This window comes from Lysobacter sp. MMG2 (assembly GCF_016735495.2).
Lineage (GTDB): Bacteria > Pseudomonadota > Gammaproteobacteria > Xanthomonadales > Xanthomonadaceae > Lysobacter_J.
Genome location: NZ_JAERQY020000006.1, coordinates 93,011 through 111,477, shown reverse-complemented (window position 1 = coordinate 111,477; position 18,467 = coordinate 93,011). Strand labels below are relative to the sequence as shown.

Here is an 18,467-nt window from a genome sequence, read left to right as displayed (position 1 = left end):
GCGACGAACGCGACTGCAGCGGCTCCGGATCAGAGCGGCTGTACGGCGTCGGCCTGCAGACCCTTCTGGCCTTGCACGACGGTGAAGGAAACCTTTTGGCCTTCCTTCAGGCTCTTGAAGCCCTGAGTCTGGATCGCGCGGAAGTGCACGAACACATCCTCACCGTTCTCCCGGCTGATGAAGCCGAAGCCCTTGGCATCGTTGAACCACTTGACGGTACCGGTTTCACGACCTGACATTGGCACTCACTCCTTGAAACGTTGCTGGTTGAAAACGTGGCAAGCCACGTGCTGGTTGCAAGGAGGAAGCGAGGTGCAACGATGTAGCGGATCGATGATCAACCGCATCGGGCCACGATTCACGGTGACCCTGGCAAACACAGCGCCCGCAACGTAACCCGCGCTGGGCGAAAATGCAATCCGGGCAAAGTGCCCGTAGGAATGGGGTATAGCGGGATGGATTTACAGGCACTTTATTACGTTCTGGCCGGGCTTCTGATCCTCGTCGGCATCGCCGGTACGGTGCTGCCCGCCCTGCCCGGCCTGCCCCTGGTATTCGCCGGAATGTTGCTGGCCGCCTGGGCCGGGGATTTCCGCGAGGTGGGCTGGGTCGTGCTGGTGATCCTGGGCCTGCTGACCGTCCTTTCCATCGGCATCGATTTCCTTGCCACCGCTCTCGGCGCCAAGCGCGTGGGGGCGAGCAAACTCGCCGTGGCCGGGGCCATGATCGGAACGTTTGCCGGGCTGTTCTTCGGCCCGATCGGTCTGTTCGCCGGGCCCTTCGTCGGCGCGCTCGGCGGCGAGCTCATCCACGGCCGCGAAGTCCGCCGGGCCACCAAGGTCGGTTTCGGTACCTGGCTGGGCATCGTGTTTGGAGTCGTGCTCAAACTCGGCCTCGCCTTCGCGATGCTGGGGCTGTTCGCGGCGGCCTGGTTCTTCTAGCCTTCCTCGTTCACGGCCGGCCCGTGTTGCGATGCGACACTGGCTTGCGACGCCCGTCCCCCCTTTGCGAGTGACCCATGCCGTCCCCCAGGCACGATGCCCCACGCAACCGACTTTCCCTGACCGCCTTCAGCCTGCTTGTCGCCACGCCGTTGCCGGCGCTGGCACAGACACCGGCCCACCCCATCACGCCGGAAGCCTGCGTCTCGATCGTCGTCGACGCCGATCGCCTGGCCTGCTACGACGCCGCACTCGGGCGCAGCGCGCGTGACACCCGCGGTGCCGACATCGCCGCGAAGGAAGCCAAGGCTATCCAGAAGAACCTGGAACTGGCAGAGGAAGTGGTGCCCGAAGAACAGACGCCGGCGCCGACGGGCAGCGATCTGTACCCGATGGAAGACACGCTCGACCGGGCCATCGCCAACGCCGGCAAGGGCTCACTGCTCGACAGCCGCTGGGAGCTGGCCAAGGACTCCAAGCTGGGCACCTGGAACTTCCGCGCCTACAAGCCGGTGTACCTGCTGCCCGCGTTCTGGAGCAGCGATCCGAACGAGACGCCCTCCTCGCCCAACCCGAACAACACGGTCAACACGCCGCTCGGCCTGGATTCACTGGAAGCCAAGTTCCAGCTCAGCTTCAAGACCAAGGCCTGGGAGAACATCTTCGGCGACAACGGCGATCTGTGGATGGCCTATACCCAGTCGTCCCACTGGCAGGTCTACAACGCGGAGGAATCGCGCCCGTTCCGCGAGACCAACTACGAACCGGAGGTCATGCTGACCTTCCGCAACAACTACCACCTGGGTGGATGGAACGGCCGACTGCTCGGCATCGGCGTGAACCACCAGTCCAACGGCCGCGCCGACCCGCTCTCACGCAGCTGGAACCGCGTGATCGGGCTGATCGGCCTGGACCGCGAGAACTGGGCGCTGACGGTGCGCCCGTGGTGGCGCGTCAAGGAAAGCGCGAACGAGGACAACAACCGCGACATCGAGGACTACGTCGGCCGTGGCGACGCCACGCTGGTCTACGTGCGCGGCGGGCACCAGTTCTCGCTGATGGGCCGCCACTCGCTGCGCGGCGGCGACCGTTCGCACGGCGCGCTGCAGTTCGACTGGGGTTTCCCGATTTCCAACAACCTGCGCGGCCACCTGCAGGTGTTCGACGGCTACGGCGAGAGCCTCATCGACTACAACCACAAGGCGACCTACATCGGCCTGGGCGTTTCCCTGTTCGAGTGGTACTGAACGGACGCTGCGCCGCGGCCCGATCCATCGTGACGTGAGCCGGTTCGCAACCTGCGCGACCCGGTTGTCCGATCATGACGATCCTGCGGAGATCGCGTGCACGGAGACGCCACGATGGACATGCGACGCATCCTTTCGCTCGACGGCGGCGGCATCCGCGGGCTGGTGAGCTGCCACTGGCTGGCGGGCGTCGAGGACGCCCTCGCCCGCGCCGGCAAGCCGGGACTGCTGAAGTCCTTCGACCTGCTCGCCGGCAGTTCCACCGGGGCCATCGTCGGCTGCGGACTGGCCATCGGACTGGCGCCGATGGAACTGGCGCGGCTCTATCGCCAGCATCGCCACCTCATCTTTCCCGGCATGGCGCAGCGCCTGTGGTCGCGTGCCGGACGCATGTTCACCCAGGGGCTGTCGGCCCCGCGCTACGACGGGACGGGGCTGGAGGAAGTGCTGCGCAAGGTCTTCGGCGACACCCGGCTGGGGCAGTCGAAGATCCCGCTGCTGATCACCAGTTACGACACGATTTCCCGCAAGCCCGTCGTCTTCAAGAGCTTCAAGCCCGAGCACGCGGACCTGCCGATGTGGGAGGTCTGCCGCGCCTCGACGGCCGCGCCCGTCTACTTCCCTGCACACCCGATGACGGTCGAAGGCCGGGCACGCGCGATGATCGACGGCGGCGTGGTCGCCAACAACCCGACGGCCTGCGCGATCGCCGAAGCCATGCGCAAGGATGTGCGCGTGGACAGCGCGCAGGACCTGGTGGTGCTCTCGGTCGGCACGGGCGAACGCAGCCGTCCGATCGACCTGAAATCGGCCCGCGAATGGGGCGCGATCGAGTGGGCGATTCCCATCATCGACGTGCTGTTCGACGGCAACACCGACGCGGTGGACTACATCGCGCAGCACCTCGTCGGCGACGGGTACTTCCGCCTGCAGGCCGAGCTGATGACCGGCCTGGACGATCTGGACGACGTGACCGCGACCAACATCGCCGCACTGGAGGCGATGGCGCAGAACTACCTCCAGCGCGAGGAAACGCAGAACAAGCTGGCGACGCTGGTGACGCGGCTGTAGTCACGGCCCGCCGCCCGTCCTCCGGCCCGCTCCGGCACGGGCATTTCGCTGATTGAGCGGCGCGGATGGAACGGGCATCCTGCGCGCAATCCACCGTGACAGGATGTCCATGAGTCCACCCGTCGCCCGGCGTTTCCGACGCTCCTTCCTCGCCTACTCCTCGGCCCTGCTCGGCGTGCTGAGCCTGCTGGCGGTGCTGTGCTTCCACTTCCCGGAACTGCTGACGAGCAAGGAGTTCCGCACCGCGTACACCGAGGCGTTCGCGCGCCATCTTCTGCTGGCCGGCCTGGTGGCGGCGTTCTGCATGGGGACGTTTGCGATCCTGCGCGGCCGCAATCGGCGCGCGGCCCTGGTGGGCGTGGGATGCGCGACGGCGGCGGTGCTGCTGGGCGGCACCAACGTGACGTTCGATGCGATCGGGAAGACGCCGTACTCGCTCGGTCTGGACTGGTTTGTGATCTCGCTGTTCTTTTCCGCGCTGGTCTTCGTGCCGCTGGAGCGCTACCTCGGCCAACGAACCCTCTCGCCACTGCGCCCGGGCTGGCGCACCGACCTGGCGTACTTCTTCATGAGCCATGTGCTGGTGCAGTTCATCCTGATCCTGGTGACGGCCTCCACCTCCACGGTCGCCGGACTGGCCGCGTTCCCGTCGCTGAAATCCCTAATCCAGTCGATGCCGGTGTGGCTCCAGTTCCTGCTTGCGGTCTTCATGGCCGACATGGCCCAGGCATTGCTGCACCGTGCGTACCACAACATCCCGTGGCTCTGGCGCTTCCACGCCGTGCACCACTCCAGCCGCGAAATGGACTGGCTGGCGGGTTCGCGCATCCATCTGGTGGAAATCGTGCTGACGCGCAGCGCGGTCATGCTGCCGCTGCTGGTGCTGGGATTCTCGGCTTCGGCGATCAACGCCTACGTGATCCTCGTCGGCCTGCAGGCAGTGCTGGCCCACGCCAACCTGGGCGTCCGCTTCGGATGGCTGGAATACATCCTCGTGCTGCCGCGCTACCACCACTGGCACCATGCGCGGCACCGCGACTACATCGACGTCAACTACGCCATCCACCTGCCGCTGGTGGACATGCTCATGGGCACGTTCAAGCTGCCCCGTGACCAGACGTGGCCCGCGGAGTACGGGGTGATGAAACTGGAGACGGTGCCGCGCGGAATCGTGCGCCAGCACCTGATGCCGTTCCGCTCGCGCAAGACCTACGACGACCACGTCGCCTGATCGAGCCCACCCTCTCCCGCGAACGGGAGAGGGCGCCATCCGGCGGAGCGAGGCGTAGGACTTACGCCACCACGACCGGAATCTTGCCGATCTTCGCCTGCCATTCGCGCGGGCCGGTGTTGTGCACGGACTCGCCGGTGGAATCCACGGCGACGGTGACCGGCATGTCCTGCACTTCGAACTCGTAGATCGCTTCCATGCCCAGATCGGCGAAACCGACGACCTTCGCCGCTTTGATCGCCTTCGACACCAGGTACGCCGCGCCGCCGACCGCCATCAGGTAGGCCGACTGGTGCTTGCGGATCGCCTCGATCGCCGTCGGGCCGCGTTCGGCCTTGCCGACCATGCCCAGCAGGCCGGTCTGCGCCAGCACCTGCTCGGTGAACTTGTCCATGCGCGTGGCGGTGGTCGGGCCCGCGGGGCCGACGACTTCATCGCGCACCGGATCGACCGGGCCGACGTAGTAGATGAAGCGGCCGCGCAGGTCCACCGGCAGCGCTTCGCCCTTGTTGAGCATGTCGACCATGCGCTTGTGCGCGGCGTCGCGGCCGGTCAGCAGCTTGCCGTTGAGCAGCAGCACCTCGCCCGGCTTCCAGCTGGCGACGTCTTCCTTGGTCAGCGTGTCGAGGTTGACGCGACGGCCCTTGGAGGCGTCGTAGGTCAGCTCCGGCCAGTCAGCCAGCGACGGCGGATCGAGCATCACCGGACCGCTGCCGTCCAGCGTGAAATGCGCGTGGCGCGTGGCGGCGCAGTTCGGAATCAGCGCGACCGGCAGGTTCGCCGCGTGCGTCGGGTAATCCTTGACCTTGATGTCGAGCACCGTGGTCAGACCGCCCAGGCCCTGCGCGCCGATGCCCAGCGCGTTGACCTTCTCGTACAGCTCCAGGCGCAGTTCCTCGGCGCGGTTGGATGCGCCGCGGGCCTGCAGATCGGTGATGTCGATCGGCTCCATCAGCGCTTCCTTGGCCAGCAGCATCGCCTTCTCGGCGGTACCGCCGATGCCGATGCCGAGCATGCCCGGCGGGCACCAGCCGGCGCCCATCGTCGGCACGGTCTTGAGCACCCAGTCGACGATGGAGTCGGACGGGTTGAGCATCGCGAACTTCGACTTCGCCTCCGAACCGCCGCCCTTCGCGGCGACGATCACGTCCACCGTATTGCCCGGCACGACCTTCACGTTGACCACGCCGGGCGTGTTGTCCTTCGTGTTGGTGCGCTTGCCGGCGGGGTCGGCCAGCACCGAGGCGCGCAGCTTGTTGTCCGGGTGGTTGTAGGCGCGGCGCACGCCTTCGTGGACCATGTCCTCCACGCCCATCGTCGCGTCGTCCCAGCGCACGTTCATGCCGATCTCGAGGAACACGGTGACGATGCCGGTGTCCTGGCAGATCGGGCGGTGGCCCTCGGCGCACATGCGCGAGTTGATCAGGATCTGGGCGATGGCGTCCTTCGCCGCCGGCGACTCCTCGCGCTCATAGGCGGCGGCGAGGTTCTGGATGTAGTCGACCGGGTGGTAGTAGCTGATGTACTGCAGCGCGTCCGCGACGGACTGGATCAGGTCTTCCTGACGGATGGACACGGGCTGGCTGGACGGCTGAGGTGCGGTCTTGCTCACGGCGGGCTTTCAGGGCTGGCGGCGGAACCGCCATTCTAGCCCGTCGGCCGAGCCCCACCCCTCGCGCGGGATGGGCAGGCCGCCGCAGGCGGCCGGGAATCGGGTATCAGGCCGCGTCGGCCTTGGTCGTGAAGCTCTCGCCGCAGCCGCATTCGGCCGTGACGTTCGGGTTGCGGAACAGGAACTGCTCGCCCAGCCGCTGCTTGACCAGGTCGATTTCCGTGCCGTCCACCAGCGGCAGGCTCAGCGCGTCGACGTAAACGCGCACGCCCTCCTGCTCGAACACCGTGTCGTCAGCGCCCTGCTCGCGGGTCAGGTCGGCCTTGTACTGCCAGCCCGAACAGCCCGTGCGGGTCACGCCGAAGCGCAGGCCGATCGCGCCGGGATCTTCGACGAGATAGCGCTGGACGCGGGCGAGAGCGGCGGGAGCGAGGGTGACGGCCATTAAAGGACTCCGGCTGACATCAATGAGTTACTGCGCGGGATTACCGCATGGGGATTATAGCGACGTGATGCCGGGCGTTCGGTAAACTCCGGCCTTTCCCCTAATTGGCCCGAAGCGGCAAGGATTCAAGGCATGACGGTGGTCAGCGTCGAACAGGCGCTCGCGGGCAAGATCCCGGCGGGTGGCGAAGTCACGGTCCGTGGCTGGGTGCGCACCCGGCGCGATTCCAAGGCCGGGCTCAGCTTCGTCAACGTCAGCGATGGCTCGTGCTTCGCGCCGATCCAGGTCGTCGCCCCGTCGGACCTGGCCAACTACGAATCCGAGGTGAAGCGCCTCACCGCCGGCTGCGCGGTGATCGCCACCGGCACGCTGGTGGCCTCGCAGGGCCAGGGACAGGCGTTCGAGATCCAGGCCAACCGCCTGGAGGTCGTCGGCTGGGTCGAGGACCCGGAAACCTACCCCATCCAGCCCAAGGCGCATTCGCTGGAGTTCCTGCGCGAAGTCGCCCACCTGCGCCCGCGCACCAATCTGTTCGGCGCCGTCACGCGCATCCGCGACTGCCTGGCCAAGGCCGCGCACCGTTACTTCCACGAAAACGGCTTCTACTGGATTTCCACGCCGATCGTGACGACCTCCGACGCCGAGGGCGCCGGCCAGATGTTCCGCGTCTCCACGCTGGACATGGCGAACCTGCCGCGCGACGACAAGGGCGCGGTCGATTTCAGCCGCGATTTCTTCGGCAAGGAAACCTTCCTGACCGTGTCCGGCCAGCTCAACGTCGAGGCCTACGCGCTGTCGCTGAGCAAGGTCTACACCTTCGGTCCGACGTTCCGCGCCGAGAACAGCAACACCACGCGCCACCTGGCCGAGTTCTGGATGATCGAACCGGAAATCGCCTTCGCCGACCTGGCCGAAGACGCGCGCGTGGCCGAGGAATTCCTCAAGTACATGTTCCGCGCCGTGCTCAACGAGCGCGGCGACGACATGGCCTTCATCGCCGAACGCGTGCAGCCCGACGCGATCACGCGTCTGGAGTCGTTCGTCAACGCGCCCTTCGAGCGCATCGAGTACACCGATGCGATCAAGCTGCTTCAGAACGCGAAGAAGAAGTTCGACTTCCCGGTCGAATGGGGCCTGGACCTGCAGACCGAGCACGAGCGCTGGCTCACCGAGGAACACGTCGGCCGCCCGGTCGTGGTGACCAACTATCCCGAGCACATCAAGGCCTTCTACATGCGCCTGAACGACGACGGCAAGACCGTCGCCGCGATGGACGTGCTGGCGCCTGGCATCGGCGAGATCATCGGCGGCAGCCAGCGCGAGGAGCGCCTGGACATGCTGGACGCGCGCATGGCGCAGTTCGGCCTGGATCCGGCGCACTACGGCTGGTACCGCGATTTCCGCCGCTACGGCACCGTGCCGCACGCCGGCTTCGGCCTGGGCTTCGAGCGCCTGGTGGTGTACGTGTGCGGCCTGAGCAACATCCGCGATGCGATCCCCTACCCGCGCGCGCCGGGCAGCGCGGAGTATTGATGCGATCTACGGGATTGGAGATTCGGGATTCGAGATTGGTAAAACGCGCGTCCCGCCGTTCTGATGTTGCCCAACACGTCGCGTCGCTTTTGCGAATCCCCAATCCCCAATCCCGAATCCCACGCCTGTGATCCTGTTCTTCTCCCTGCTCTTCGTCGCCATCGCCATCGCCGGCTTCTGCGCGTTCGTGATCTTCTGGCCGTTGTCGCTGGTGCACATCCGCGACCGCCATCCGCAGTTGCAGGCGCAGTTGGGCGAAGGCGCGTTCGCGCGGCCGTCGGCGTGGGGCTGGCTGCTGCGTCGTGGCTACCTGTCGGTGCACGACGGCAACCTCAACGGTCTTGCGAGCCCCGCCAGGATCTCGCTGTTGACCATCATCGGCGGCCTCGTATGCGCCGCCCTGCTCTGGCTTCTTGCCGTGGTGATCGGATGAACGACAACGTCAACGACCAGTGGTGGCTCGCCACGATCGGCCGCACGCTGATCTGGGCACGCCTGCGCATGCTCGACGCCGGCACCGCCGAAGTGCTCGACAGCGACGGCGTCCTCCAGCCGTACGACAGCGAGGACAGCGCACGCGCTGCGCTGATGGACGCGGAGTTCGTCGCACTCGACGGCCTCGACGACGACGACGCGCGCAATCGCGGCTTCACGCTGGACGAACTCGTCCCGCCCAGCGGCGAAGGCCTCGACGTGCTGCGCCCGCAGATGGTCCAGCAGCTTCCCTCGCGGCACTGACCATCGCCATGTACCTGCCCCGCGCCTTCGCCGAACACGATCTCGAAGCGCTGGACCGGTTGGCGCAACGCGACCGCTTCATCACGCTGGTCACCGTGCGTGACGGCGAACCGACCGTCAGCCACCTGCCCGTGCTCTATCGCCGCAACGGCGAACACGTCGAACTGATCGGCCACTGGGCCCGACCCAATCCGCAGGCGAAACACGCCGGCCCCGCGCTGGCGATCTTCCACGGCCCGCACGCGTACGTCTCGCCCGGCTGGTATCCCGACAAGGAAGAAGCCGCGCGCGTGCCGACCTGGAACTACGCGGTCGCCCACCTGCGCGGCACGATGTCGACGTTCGAGGACGAAGCCTCGCTGGCGGCGGTCGTCGACGGATTGAGCGTGGATCACGAAGCCACGGTGGGCGGCGACTGGCGTTTCGAATTCGAACGCGACGACCTGCGCCGCCAGTTGCGCGGCATCGTCGGATTCCGGTTCGTCGCCGACTCGATCACGCTGAAGTTCAAGCTCAGCCAGAACCATCCGATGGCCAACTGCGAAGCCGTGGCCACCCGGCTCGAATCGCAATCGCGCGACGCCAGCCGCGACACCGCCGCGCTGATGCGCGAACGCATGAACGAACGACAAGGAGACTGACGTGGACCTCGACCTCACCGGCAAGCATGCGCTCGTCTGCGGCGCCAGCCAGGGCATTGGCCTGGCGACGGCGCGCGCGCTGGCGGATCTCGGCGCCGACGTCACCCTGCTCGCCCGCCGCGAGGAACGCCTGCGCGAACTGGCCGCCTCAATGCCGACCCCGCGCGAAGGCCAGGCGCACGGCTGGATCGCCGCCGACGGCACCGACACCGACACGCTGCGCGCCAAGGTGCAGGCGCTGGTCAACGCGCGCCCCGTGCACATCCTGGTGAACAACAGCGGCGGTCCGCCGCCGGGCCCCGTGCACGGCGCGGAGATCGCCGCGTTCGAAGCCGCATACCGCCAGCACGTCATCGCCAACCACGTCCTCGCCGAGACGGTCATCCCGGGCATGGAACGCGACGGCTACGGCCGCATCGTCAACGTCATCTCCACCTCGGTGAAGGAACCGCTGCAGGGGTTGGGCGTATCGAACACCACGCGCTGGGCGGTGGCGAGCTGGGCCAAGACGCTGGCGACGGAACTGGCCCCCAAGGGCATCACCGTCAACAACGTGCTGCCGGGATCGACCGAGACGCCGCGCATCGAGCAGATCATCGACAACACCTCGACGAAGACGGGCAAGAGCCGCGATGAGGTGTTCCAGAAGATGGTCTCGGAAATCCCGATGCGCCGCTTCGCACGGCCCGAGGAAACGGCGGCCGCGATCGCGTTCCTGTGCTCGCCTGCGGCGTCGTACATCACCGGCGTGAACCTGCCGGTGGATGGCGGGCGCACGCGGTCGCTCTAGATCGGGAATCGGGAATCGGGAATCGGGAATCGGGAATCGGGAATCGGGATTCGGGAATCGGGATTCGGGATTCGGGATTCGGGATTCGGGATTCGGGATTCGGGAGAGGATGTCATTCCCGCGAAGGCGGGAATCCAATCGTCAGACGCTGCAACCACTCCGGAGGGCGTGACACTCCGGACCACTGGATCCCCGCCTTCGCGGGGATGACCGCGTGCGTGGCGCGTCACGGCCCTGGCAGCCCAGCGCGCAGGCCCACCGTACGCATCGGAACGTCGCACCCTCACTGCTAAGCTAACCCGATGCGCCTTCGCCACCTCATCGCCGGTGAACCACGCGATCCGGCCTCCGGTCGCTGGGCAGACGTCTTCGATCCGGCCAACGGCAAGCCCTTCGCCGAAGTCGCCCTCGGCGACGCGGCCGATGTGGACGCCGCCATCGCCGCCGCCGAAGCCGCCTTCCCCGCCTGGTCCGCCCTGCCCCACAGCGAGCGCGCGCGCTGGCTGGAAAAGCTCGCCGATGCGCTGGAAGCAAAGCTCGACGACTTCGCCCATGCCGAGTCGCGCGACGGCGGCAAGCCGATCAAGCTGGCCCGCGAAGTGGAGATCCCGCGCGCGATCAGCAACCTGCGTTTCTTCGCGCACGCGGCCACGCAGTTCGCCAGCGAATCGCACCACGGCCAGGCCGGCCTGAACTACACGCTGCGCCAGCCGCTGGGCGTGGTCGGCACGATCTCGCCGTGGAACCTGCCGCTGTACCTGTTCACCTGGAAGATCGCCCCTGCATTGGCGGCCGGCAACACCGTCGTCGCCAAGCCATCGGAAGTCACGCCCGTGACGGCGACCATGCTGGGCGAACTCGCCGCGAAGATCGGCTTTCCCGACGGCGTGCTCAATATCGTCCATGGTCTGGGCCCGGACGTCGGCGAACCGCTGGTCGCCGATCCGCGCGTGAAGGCGGTGTCGTTCACCGGCAGCACCGCGGTCGGCCGCCGCATCGCCGGCATCGCCGGGCCGCTGCTGAAGAAGGTCTCGCTGGAACTGGGCGGCAAGAACCCCACGCTCGTCTTCGCCGACAGCGACTGGCGCGACCACTTCGACACGCTGGTGCGTTCGGCCTTCCAGAACTCCGGCCAGATCTGCCTGTGCGGCTCGCGCGTGCTGGTGGAACGCGGCATCTACACCGAGTTCCGCGACGCGCTGGTGCAACGCGCACAGCAGCTGCGCGTGGGCGATCCGATCGACGAGGACAACCAGCTTGGCCCACTCGTGTCGCGCCCCCATTTCGACAAGGTGATGAACGCCCTGCAGCGCGCCCGCGACGAAGGCGGCAAGGTCCTGTGCGGCGGCACGGCGCTCGACCGGCCCGGCTGGTTCGTGACGCCGACGGTGATCGAAGGGCTCGGGCCGGACTGCGCGAGCAACCGCGACGAGATCTTCGGCCCGGTCGTCACGCTGCAACCTTTCGACACCGACGAACAGGCGCTCGCGCTGGCCAACGCCGGCGAATACGGCCTGGCCGCCTCCGTCTGGACGCGCGACCTGCGCCGCGCACACCGTTTCGCCGCGCAACTGCGCGCCGGCATGGTGTGGATCAACACCTGGCTGCAACGCGACCTGCGCACGCCGTTCGGCGGCATGGGCGCGTCCGGTCTCGGCCGCGAAGGCGGTTTCGAGGCGATGCGTTTTTTCACCGACGCCAAGAACGTCGGTCTGCATTTGGGATGAAGCAATGACCACCGGTCCCCTCACCGACCTGCTCAAGAACAACCGCGACTGGTCCGAACGCATCAGCCGCGAAGACCCGGAGTTCTTCCAGCGCCTGTCCAAGCAGCAGGCGCCCGAATACCTGTGGATCGGCTGCTCGGATTCGCGCGTGCCGGCCAACCAGGTCATCGACATGGCGCCGGGCGAAGTCTTCGTCCACCGCAACATCGCCAATGTCGTCGTGCACACCGACCTCAACTGCCTGTCGGTGATCCAGTTCGCCGTGGACGTGCTGAAGGTCAAGCACATCCTCGTCGTCGGCCACTACGGCTGCGGCGGCGTGCACGCGGCGCTGCACGGCACGCGCGTGGGCCTGGCCGACAACTGGCTGCGCCATGTATCCGACGTGGCCGAAAAGCACGAGCTGTGCATGCAGCACGCGCACACCGACGAACGCCACGATCGCCTGTGCGAACTCAACGTGATCGAACAGGTGCAGAACGTCTGCCTCACCACCATCGTCCGCGACGCCTGGACGCGCGGGCAGGAGCTGACCGTGCACGGCTGGGTCTACAGCCTGCGCAACGGCCTGGTGCAGGACATGGGCATCGACGTCAGCTCGCAGGACCAGCTCGATGGGCTCTACAAGGCGGCGGTCGCGCGCGTGAACGCCTTCCGTGGGGATTCGCCGCGATGAGCGACGCCATCCGCGCCAGCGCCGCGCCGAAGCCCGTCGGCCAGTACCCGCATGCGCGCCGCGTGGGCGAGCTGCTGTTCCTGTCGGGCATCGGCCCGCGCGATCCGGCCAGCAACGCCATCGTCGGCAACGTGCATGACGCGGCCGGCCATCTCATCAGCTACGACATCGACGCGCAGACGCGCGCCGTCTTCGCCAACGTGCGCACGGTGCTGGAAGCCAGCGGCGCGCGCTGGGAAGACCTGGTCGACGTCACCGTCTACCTCACCGACATGGCGCACGATTTCAAGGCGTACAACGCCGTGTGGGCCGAATACTTCCCCGACATCGACACCGCGCCGTGCCGCACCACGCTCGGCATCACCGCGTTGCCGACGCCGATCGCGATCGAACTCAAATGCATCGCCACGATAAAGTCCCCTCTCCCGCGCACGGGAGAGGGTTAGGTTGAGGGCGGACTAGCCGCACGCCGCCAACCTGCCCTCACCCCATCGCTCTCCTGCAAGCGGGAGAGAAAGAGAATCCGCAATGCTGCCCAGCCCGCTCAACCTGCAAGCCTGGATCGAAGAGCACCGCCACCTGCTCAAGCCGCCGGTCGGCAACAAGGTGATCTACGTCGGCGACTTCATCGTGATGGTGGTCGGTGGCCCGAACCAGCGCACCGATTACCACTGGGACGAAGGCGCGGAGTGGTTCTACCAGCTCGAAGGCGAGATGGTGCTGCGCATCCAGGAAGACGGGAAAGTACGCGACATCCCCATCAAGGCCGGCGAGATCTTCCTGCTGCCGCCGCGCGTCCCGCACTCGCCGCAGCGCATGCCCGACTCGATCGGCCTGGTGATCGAACGCCGCCGCCTGTCCGACGAGCTCGACGGCCTGCTCTGGTTCTGCGAGCGGTGCAACCACAAGCTCTTTGAGGAGTTCTTCAAGCTGAAGAACATCGAGACCGACTTCCCGCCGGTGTTCGAGCGTTTCTACGCTTCGCGCGACCACCGCACGTGCAAGCAGTGCGGCCATCTCAACCCCGCGCCCGCCAAGTACGTGATGCCCGACACCTGAGGCGCCCGGGCTTCGACCGACCCCGCCAAGTCCTTGTTTCGAAAAACAGCCCGGCCTCGCCGGGCTGTTTTTTTGTGCCGACCGCTACCCGTCCAAAGTCCCGGCCCAGCCCCCTTGCCGTCCGTCGTTTTCTCATTGACAGGCATTTCAGGTAATGCCTACTGTAACTTTCATGAAAGGACCTCGACCCAAGTCGTCGACCGAGTACGTTCGCGAGTTCCGCGAACGGATGCGGCGCGAGGGCTTCGTCAAGAAGGACGTGTGGATCCTGCCCGAGCACGCGCAGGAGCTGGCGGCGATCGAGCGCCAGTTGCGCCAGCCCGGCGGCGCACAGGCGCGCGCCGACGACGGACGCGCCGTCGCCTGGACCGTCCGTTCGCTGCACGCCGCGTTGTCCGAGACACGTCCAGTCCTCTCCGGCCACATCGCGCTGGAGCTGCTGGAAGGCGTCGAGCCCAGCCTGCACCTGGCCATGCGCGAACACGGCGACCTGCCGGTGTTCATCGCGGTCAGCGGCGAGCAGATCGTCGTCGAGTCGCTGATGTGGCCGCTGTCGGACGTCCGCGACACAGCGGCGTTCAACGCGCACGTGCTGCGCACGCACAAGGTGCTGCCGCTGTCGAACATGGCCATCGAGGTCATCGGCGGCGTGGCCTGCTACATCATGTTCGGCTCGCTGGACACGCGCTCCAGCCTGGCCAACATCGTGTTCGAGATCGAGACGCTGGCCGAGAACGTGCTCAACGCCGCCGAGGCCTATGCGCCGTTTCTCCGCGACGACGTCCTGGGCGACGGCATCCTCGTGGAGGGCGCGGCATGAGCGCGCTGTCCCGCATCTTCGGCCGCGTGCGCGAGCAGCTCGCCGAACTCGGCGATTCCATCGTGCCGAACGCGGCGCAGCGCGACCTCGACGAGGAGATCCGCGCCAGCGACGCCCGCGTGCGCGAATGGCGCGCCAGCCTCGCCGAACTGCTGGCCCGGCGCATGACGGCGCAGGAGCGCACCGACACCACCGCGGCGGCCATCGAACAACGCGAAGCGCAGGCGCTCGCCAGCCTCCAGGCCGGCAAGCTGGCGCTGGCCGAGGAAGTCGCCGCGGCGATCGCCCAGCTGGAACAGGCGCGCGACGACGAGCACGCCCTGCTGGCGCAGCTCGACCTGCGCGTGACGCAGATGCGCTACCTCATCGAGGAAGGCGAGAACGGCCTGCGCCGGCTGCAGTTGCAGCTCGATGCGCTGCGCGCTGCCGAGACGGTGCAGCGTGCGCAGGAGACCGTCGCCCACCGACAGCCCGGCACGCCGTTGCCGCAGAACGCGATCGAGTCGCTGCTGCGCTCGCGCAGGCGTAATGCGCCGCGCGCCGAGGCGGACGACGCCGGCGAGCCGATGGGCGATTCCGATCTGGACGCGCGTCTGCTTGCCGAAGGCATCGACGAACGCAACACGCGTGCGCAGCTCGTGCTGGCGCGCCTGGCCCAACGTCTGGCCGATGCGGCCGCGGCGTCGGCTCCGCCCACGGGCGGGCGCGCCACCCGGACACGCACCCCAGGGAAGAAACCGCGATGACCGAATTCCTGACCACCGCCCTGACCTTCCCCACCCTGCTCTACAGCATCGTGCTGGCGGTCTGCGTCGTGTACTGGCTGCTGGCGGCGACCGGCATGGTTGACGCCGACGCGCCGGACGGGCTGTTGGGCGGCGATGGCGACGCCCACGACGGCGACGCCAGCGGCCTGGCGGCGATGCTGTCCAAGCTCGGCATCAGCGGCGTGCCGGTGATGATCGTGCTGACGGTGCTGGCGTTCGTCGGCTGGGTCGGCACCTACTTCGTGCAGCTGCTGGTGTTGCAGCACCTGCCGGCGACGCTGCGCGTGCTGCTCGGCGCCGTCGCGGCGGTCGCCATGCTGGTGCCCGGCGTGCTGGCCACCTCGCTGCTGCTGCGCCCGCTGAGCCGCGTGCTGCTGCGCCTGCGCCCACCGGCGGATCCGTCCATCCTCGGCCGCGTCGGCGTGGTCAGCACGCCGTCGGTGGATGCCGGTTACGGCCAGGCCACGTTCGACGACGGCGGCGCCGGCCTGGTCCTGCAGATCCGTCACGAACAGGCGGACCGCTTCAAGCGCGGCGATCGCGTCGTGTTGATCGAATACCTCAACGGGCAGCACGCCTACCGCGTGGTGTCCGAGGAACAGTTCAAGAACCTGTAGCACCGCACCACCGAACACATACCTTCCAAGACCGCAGTACCGTTCCAACAAGGAGAAGTTGCAATGAGCGTGTCCCTGATCCTCCCGTTCCTGATCGGGGCGGGCGTCCTGCTCGTCGTCATGCTGGGCCTGTTCGGCCTGTTCAAGGCCTTCTACGTCAAGGTCGACCAGGGCACCGCGCTGATCGTCAACGACATGAGTTCGATGCCGAAGGTGCGCTTCACCGGCGGCCTCATCATCCCGGTGCTCTACCGCGCCGAGCACATGCGCATCAGCCTGATCACGCTGCAGGTGGACCGCCGCGGCAAGGAAGGCCTGATCTGCCGCGACAACATGCGCGCCGACATCACCGTCGCCTTCTACCTGCGCGTCAACGAAACGCAGGCCGACGTACTGCGCGTGGCCAAGGCCATCGGCGCCGACCGCGCCTCCGACAAGAACGCCGTCGACGAGCTGTTCAACGCCAAGTTCTCCGAGGCGCTGAAGACCGTCGGCAAGAAGTTCGACTTCACCGAGCTGTTCGAAAAGCGCCAGGAGTTCCGCGACGAGATCATCAAGATCATCGGCAACGACCTCAACGGCTACGTGCTGGAAGACGTCGCCATCGACTACCTGGAGCAGACGCCGAAGAACCTGCTCGACAACAACAACATCCTGGACGCCGAGGGCATCCGCAAGATCACCGAGCTCACCGCCACCCAGAACGTCATCACCAACGAACTGGAGCAGAACGAGCGCCTGGCGATCACCAAGAAGAACGTCGAAGCGCGCGAGGCGACGCTGGCGCTGGAACGCCAGCAGGCCGAGGCCGAAGCACGCCAGAAGCGCGAGGTCGAGAGCATCCAGGCCCGCGAGGAAGCCGAGACCGCGCGCGTGAAGGAAGAGCAGCGCCTGCTGGCCGAACAGGCCCGTCTCGCCGCCGAGGAGCAGATCCAGATCCGCGACCAGAACCGCCAGCGCGAAGTCGAAGTGGCCGAGCAGAACCGCCAGCGCGCCGTCGCCATCGAGGCCGAGCGCGTCGAGCGCGCGCGCCAGCTGGAGAAGGTCACCACCGACCGCGAAGTGCAGCTGCAAGGCGTGGAGCGCGACAAGGTGGTCGAGACCGGCAAGATGGACGTGGCCAACATCACCCGCGAGCGCATCGCCATCGACAAGACCGTGGCGCAGGAAGAAGAGCGCATCAAGGAAGTGCGCGTGGTGTCCGAGGCCGAGCGCGAGCGCCAGGCCAAGGTCATCGCCGCCGAGGCCGATGCGCAGGAAGCGCTGGTGCGCACCGTGAAGGAAGCCGAGGCCGCCGAGGCCGCGGCCAAGTTCCGCTCGGTGGAGATCACCACGCTGGCCCAGGCCGAACTGGATTCCGCCGCCAAGTCCGCCGACGCCAAGAAGCTGCTGGCCGAAGCCATGCGTGCCGAAACCGCCGCACCCGGTCTGGCCGAAGCGCAGGTGCGCGAAGCCGAAGCCAATGCGATCGAGAAGGTCGGCATCGCCGAAGCGCGCGTGATCGAGGCCAAGGCGGACGCCACCTACAAGCAGGGCAGCAACGACGCGCGCGTGCTGGCGGAAAACCTCGCCGCACAGGCCGAAGGCGAAGAGAAGATGGGCCGCGCCAAGGCCACCGCCGTGGAATCGGTGGGCATCGCCGAAGCCAACGTCACCGTCAAGAAACTCACCGCCGAGGCCGAGGGCCTGACCGCGAAGTTCGAGGCGATCGACTCGCTCAGCGACTCCGCGCGCAGCCACGAGGAGTTCCGCATGACGCTGGAAACCCACCTCGAGCAGGCCATGGCCGCCATCGACGCCGGTCGCGAAGTGTCGAAGGAGAACGCCGAAGTCATCGCCTCGGCGCTGCGCAACGCCAACATCGACCTGGTCGGCGGCGACGGCGGCCTGTTCGAGAGCTTCTCCAAGGCGCTCTCGCTGGGCAAGTCGATCGAAGGCTTCGCCGGCAAGAGCCCGATCGTGGCCGACCTGCTGGAGCGCTACCTGGGCGTCAAGCCCACGGGACGCGAACCGGTAATCGACGCCACCGCCTCGGTCGTGCCGATCAACGCGGCCGACAAGAGCCGTCAGGAACCCGTCGGCGCCTGAGCGCCCTGCCCCGACGCATGCCCGTCGCGCGGATGACACCCCATCCGCGCGGACGGCGCACCGTACACATCACGCAATGCTTTGACTGACAAGGGAACTGACATGAGCAAAGAGAACCGCGACTTCCTGGAAATGGCCTTCCAATCCGTGCAGTGCTTCGGCAACGACGGCCGACTGGATGCGACCGAACTGGCGAAGATCATCGCCATCGCCGAACGCGACGGCGTCACCGACGACAACGAACGTCGCGTGCTGGGCAACATCATCGCCCGCATCCGCCCGGACGAGATCGACGCGGCGATGAAGGCGCAGCTGGACGGCATCGCGAAGAAGTACGGCATCCAGGCGACCGAGACGACCTCGGCCTGACGCCAGGCCGGCCGGCGTCTGCCTCCGCACGACGCCGGCCGCAGTTCGCTGGCAACCGGCTGACGTTCCCGCTGTCGCTTTCCAACCGCCCCGGA

General features: G+C 67.2%; 21 protein-coding genes. 18 read left to right on the top strand and 3 right to left on the bottom strand.

From position 1 onward, the window contains the following. Positions 1–29: 29 nt before the first annotated feature. Positions 30–239, bottom strand: a complete 210-nt coding sequence (locus JI752_RS18440) for a cold-shock protein (protein WP_206860859.1) — start codon at positions 237–239, stop codon at positions 30–32. 216 nt (positions 240–455) lie between these two features. Here JI752_RS18440 and JI752_RS18435 point away from each other — a divergent pair, with 216 nt between their 5' ends. The 4 genes from JI752_RS18435 (at position 456) to JI752_RS18420 (ending at position 4,490) form a co-directional block, all read left to right on the top strand. Further along, positions 456–941, top strand: coding sequence for a DUF456 domain-containing protein (locus tag JI752_RS18435; RefSeq protein ID WP_216966965.1), 486 nt, complete (start codon positions 456–458; stop codon positions 939–941). 77 nt (positions 942–1,018) lie between these two features. Beyond that, entirely contained in the window at positions 1,019–2,188 is a 1,170-nt protein-coding gene (locus tag JI752_RS18430) for a phospholipase A (RefSeq protein ID WP_216966962.1), read from the top strand. A 114-nt stretch (positions 2,189–2,302) separates the two neighbouring features. Beyond that, positions 2,303–3,259 carry a patatin-like phospholipase family protein gene (locus JI752_RS18425; protein ID WP_216966959.1) on the top strand — a complete coding sequence of 319 codons (957 nt, stop codon included), beginning with the start codon at positions 2,303–2,305 and terminating at the stop codon, positions 3,257–3,259. Positions 3,260–3,368: 109 nt separating this feature from the next. Next, positions 3,369–4,490 carry a sterol desaturase family protein gene (locus tag JI752_RS18420; RefSeq protein ID WP_216966956.1) on the top strand — a complete coding sequence of 374 codons (1,122 nt, stop codon included), beginning with the start codon at positions 3,369–3,371 and terminating at the stop codon, positions 4,488–4,490. Positions 4,491–4,551: 61 nt separating this feature from the next. Here the strand turns inward: JI752_RS18420 and JI752_RS18415 are convergent, their stop codons facing one another. Together JI752_RS18415 and JI752_RS18410 are read right to left on the bottom strand one after the other, a co-directional pair. Beyond that, positions 4,552–6,066: a fumarate hydratase gene (locus JI752_RS18415; protein ID WP_216967150.1), complete on the bottom strand. Its 1,515-nt coding sequence runs from the start codon at positions 6,064–6,066 to the stop codon at positions 4,552–4,554. A gap of 142 nt (positions 6,067–6,208) precedes the next feature. After that, on the bottom strand, positions 6,209–6,547 hold the full coding sequence (locus JI752_RS18410) for an iron-sulfur cluster assembly accessory protein (RefSeq protein WP_216966953.1): 339 nt from the start codon (positions 6,545–6,547) through the stop codon (positions 6,209–6,211). A 132-nt stretch (positions 6,548–6,679) separates the two neighbouring features. On the opposite strand from JI752_RS18410, the gene asnS reads away from it, so the two are divergent. The 14 genes from asnS (at position 6,680) to JI752_RS18340 (ending at position 18,372) form a co-directional block, all read left to right on the top strand. Next, entirely contained in the window at positions 6,680–8,080 is a 1,401-nt protein-coding gene (gene asnS, locus JI752_RS18405; RefSeq protein ID WP_216966951.1) for an asparagine--tRNA ligase, read from the top strand. A 127-nt stretch (positions 8,081–8,207) separates the two neighbouring features. Next, entirely contained in the window at positions 8,208–8,513 is a 306-nt protein-coding gene (locus JI752_RS18400) for a hypothetical protein (protein WP_216966948.1), read from the top strand. Then, on the top strand, positions 8,510–8,818 hold the full coding sequence (locus JI752_RS18395; RefSeq protein ID WP_216966944.1) for a hypothetical protein: 309 nt from the start codon (positions 8,510–8,512) through the stop codon (positions 8,816–8,818). The genes JI752_RS18400 and JI752_RS18395 overlap by 4 nt, the downstream gene beginning before the upstream one ends. A gap of 8 nt (positions 8,819–8,826) precedes the next feature. Next, positions 8,827–9,459 carry an FMN-binding negative transcriptional regulator gene (locus tag JI752_RS18390; protein WP_216966941.1) on the top strand — a complete coding sequence of 211 codons (633 nt, stop codon included), beginning with the start codon at positions 8,827–8,829 and terminating at the stop codon, positions 9,457–9,459. A gap of 1 nt (position 9,460) precedes the next feature. Then, positions 9,461–10,249: an SDR family oxidoreductase gene (locus tag JI752_RS18385; RefSeq protein ID WP_216966939.1), complete on the top strand. Its 789-nt coding sequence runs from the start codon at positions 9,461–9,463 to the stop codon at positions 10,247–10,249. A gap of 302 nt (positions 10,250–10,551) precedes the next feature. Further along, positions 10,552–11,976, top strand: coding sequence for an aldehyde dehydrogenase (locus JI752_RS18380; RefSeq protein WP_216966936.1), 1,425 nt, complete (start codon positions 10,552–10,554; stop codon positions 11,974–11,976). A gap of 4 nt (positions 11,977–11,980) precedes the next feature. Further along, on the top strand, positions 11,981–12,652 hold the full coding sequence (gene can, locus JI752_RS18375) for a carbonate dehydratase (protein WP_216966933.1): 672 nt from the start codon (positions 11,981–11,983) through the stop codon (positions 12,650–12,652). Further along, positions 12,649–13,098, top strand: a complete 450-nt coding sequence (locus JI752_RS18370) for a RidA family protein (protein WP_216966930.1) — start codon at positions 12,649–12,651, stop codon at positions 13,096–13,098. The genes can and JI752_RS18370 overlap by 4 nt, the downstream gene beginning before the upstream one ends. Before the next feature lie 82 nt (positions 13,099–13,180). Further along, entirely contained in the window at positions 13,181–13,711 is a 531-nt protein-coding gene (locus JI752_RS18365) for a 3-hydroxyanthranilate 3,4-dioxygenase (RefSeq protein ID WP_216966927.1), read from the top strand. 172 nt (positions 13,712–13,883) lie between these two features. After that, a complete protein-coding gene (locus JI752_RS18360; protein WP_216966924.1) occupies positions 13,884–14,531 on the top strand; it encodes a YjfI family protein in 648 nt (215 codons plus the stop codon). After that, positions 14,528–15,277, top strand: a complete 750-nt coding sequence (locus JI752_RS18355) for a PspA/IM30 family protein (RefSeq protein ID WP_216966921.1) — start codon at positions 14,528–14,530, stop codon at positions 15,275–15,277. The genes JI752_RS18360 and JI752_RS18355 overlap by 4 nt, the downstream gene beginning before the upstream one ends. After that, positions 15,274–15,915 carry an OB-fold-containig protein gene (locus JI752_RS18350; RefSeq protein ID WP_216966918.1) on the top strand — a complete coding sequence of 214 codons (642 nt, stop codon included), beginning with the start codon at positions 15,274–15,276 and terminating at the stop codon, positions 15,913–15,915. The genes JI752_RS18355 and JI752_RS18350 overlap by 4 nt, the downstream gene beginning before the upstream one ends. Before the next feature lie 63 nt (positions 15,916–15,978). Continuing rightward, positions 15,979–18,003, top strand: coding sequence for a hypothetical protein (locus JI752_RS18345; protein WP_254201196.1), 2,025 nt, complete (start codon positions 15,979–15,981; stop codon positions 18,001–18,003). Between the two features lie 102 nt (positions 18,004–18,105). After that, positions 18,106–18,372 carry a hypothetical protein gene (locus tag JI752_RS18340; protein ID WP_216966915.1) on the top strand — a complete coding sequence of 89 codons (267 nt, stop codon included), beginning with the start codon at positions 18,106–18,108 and terminating at the stop codon, positions 18,370–18,372. The last annotated feature ends 95 nt before the right edge of the window (positions 18,373–18,467 follow it).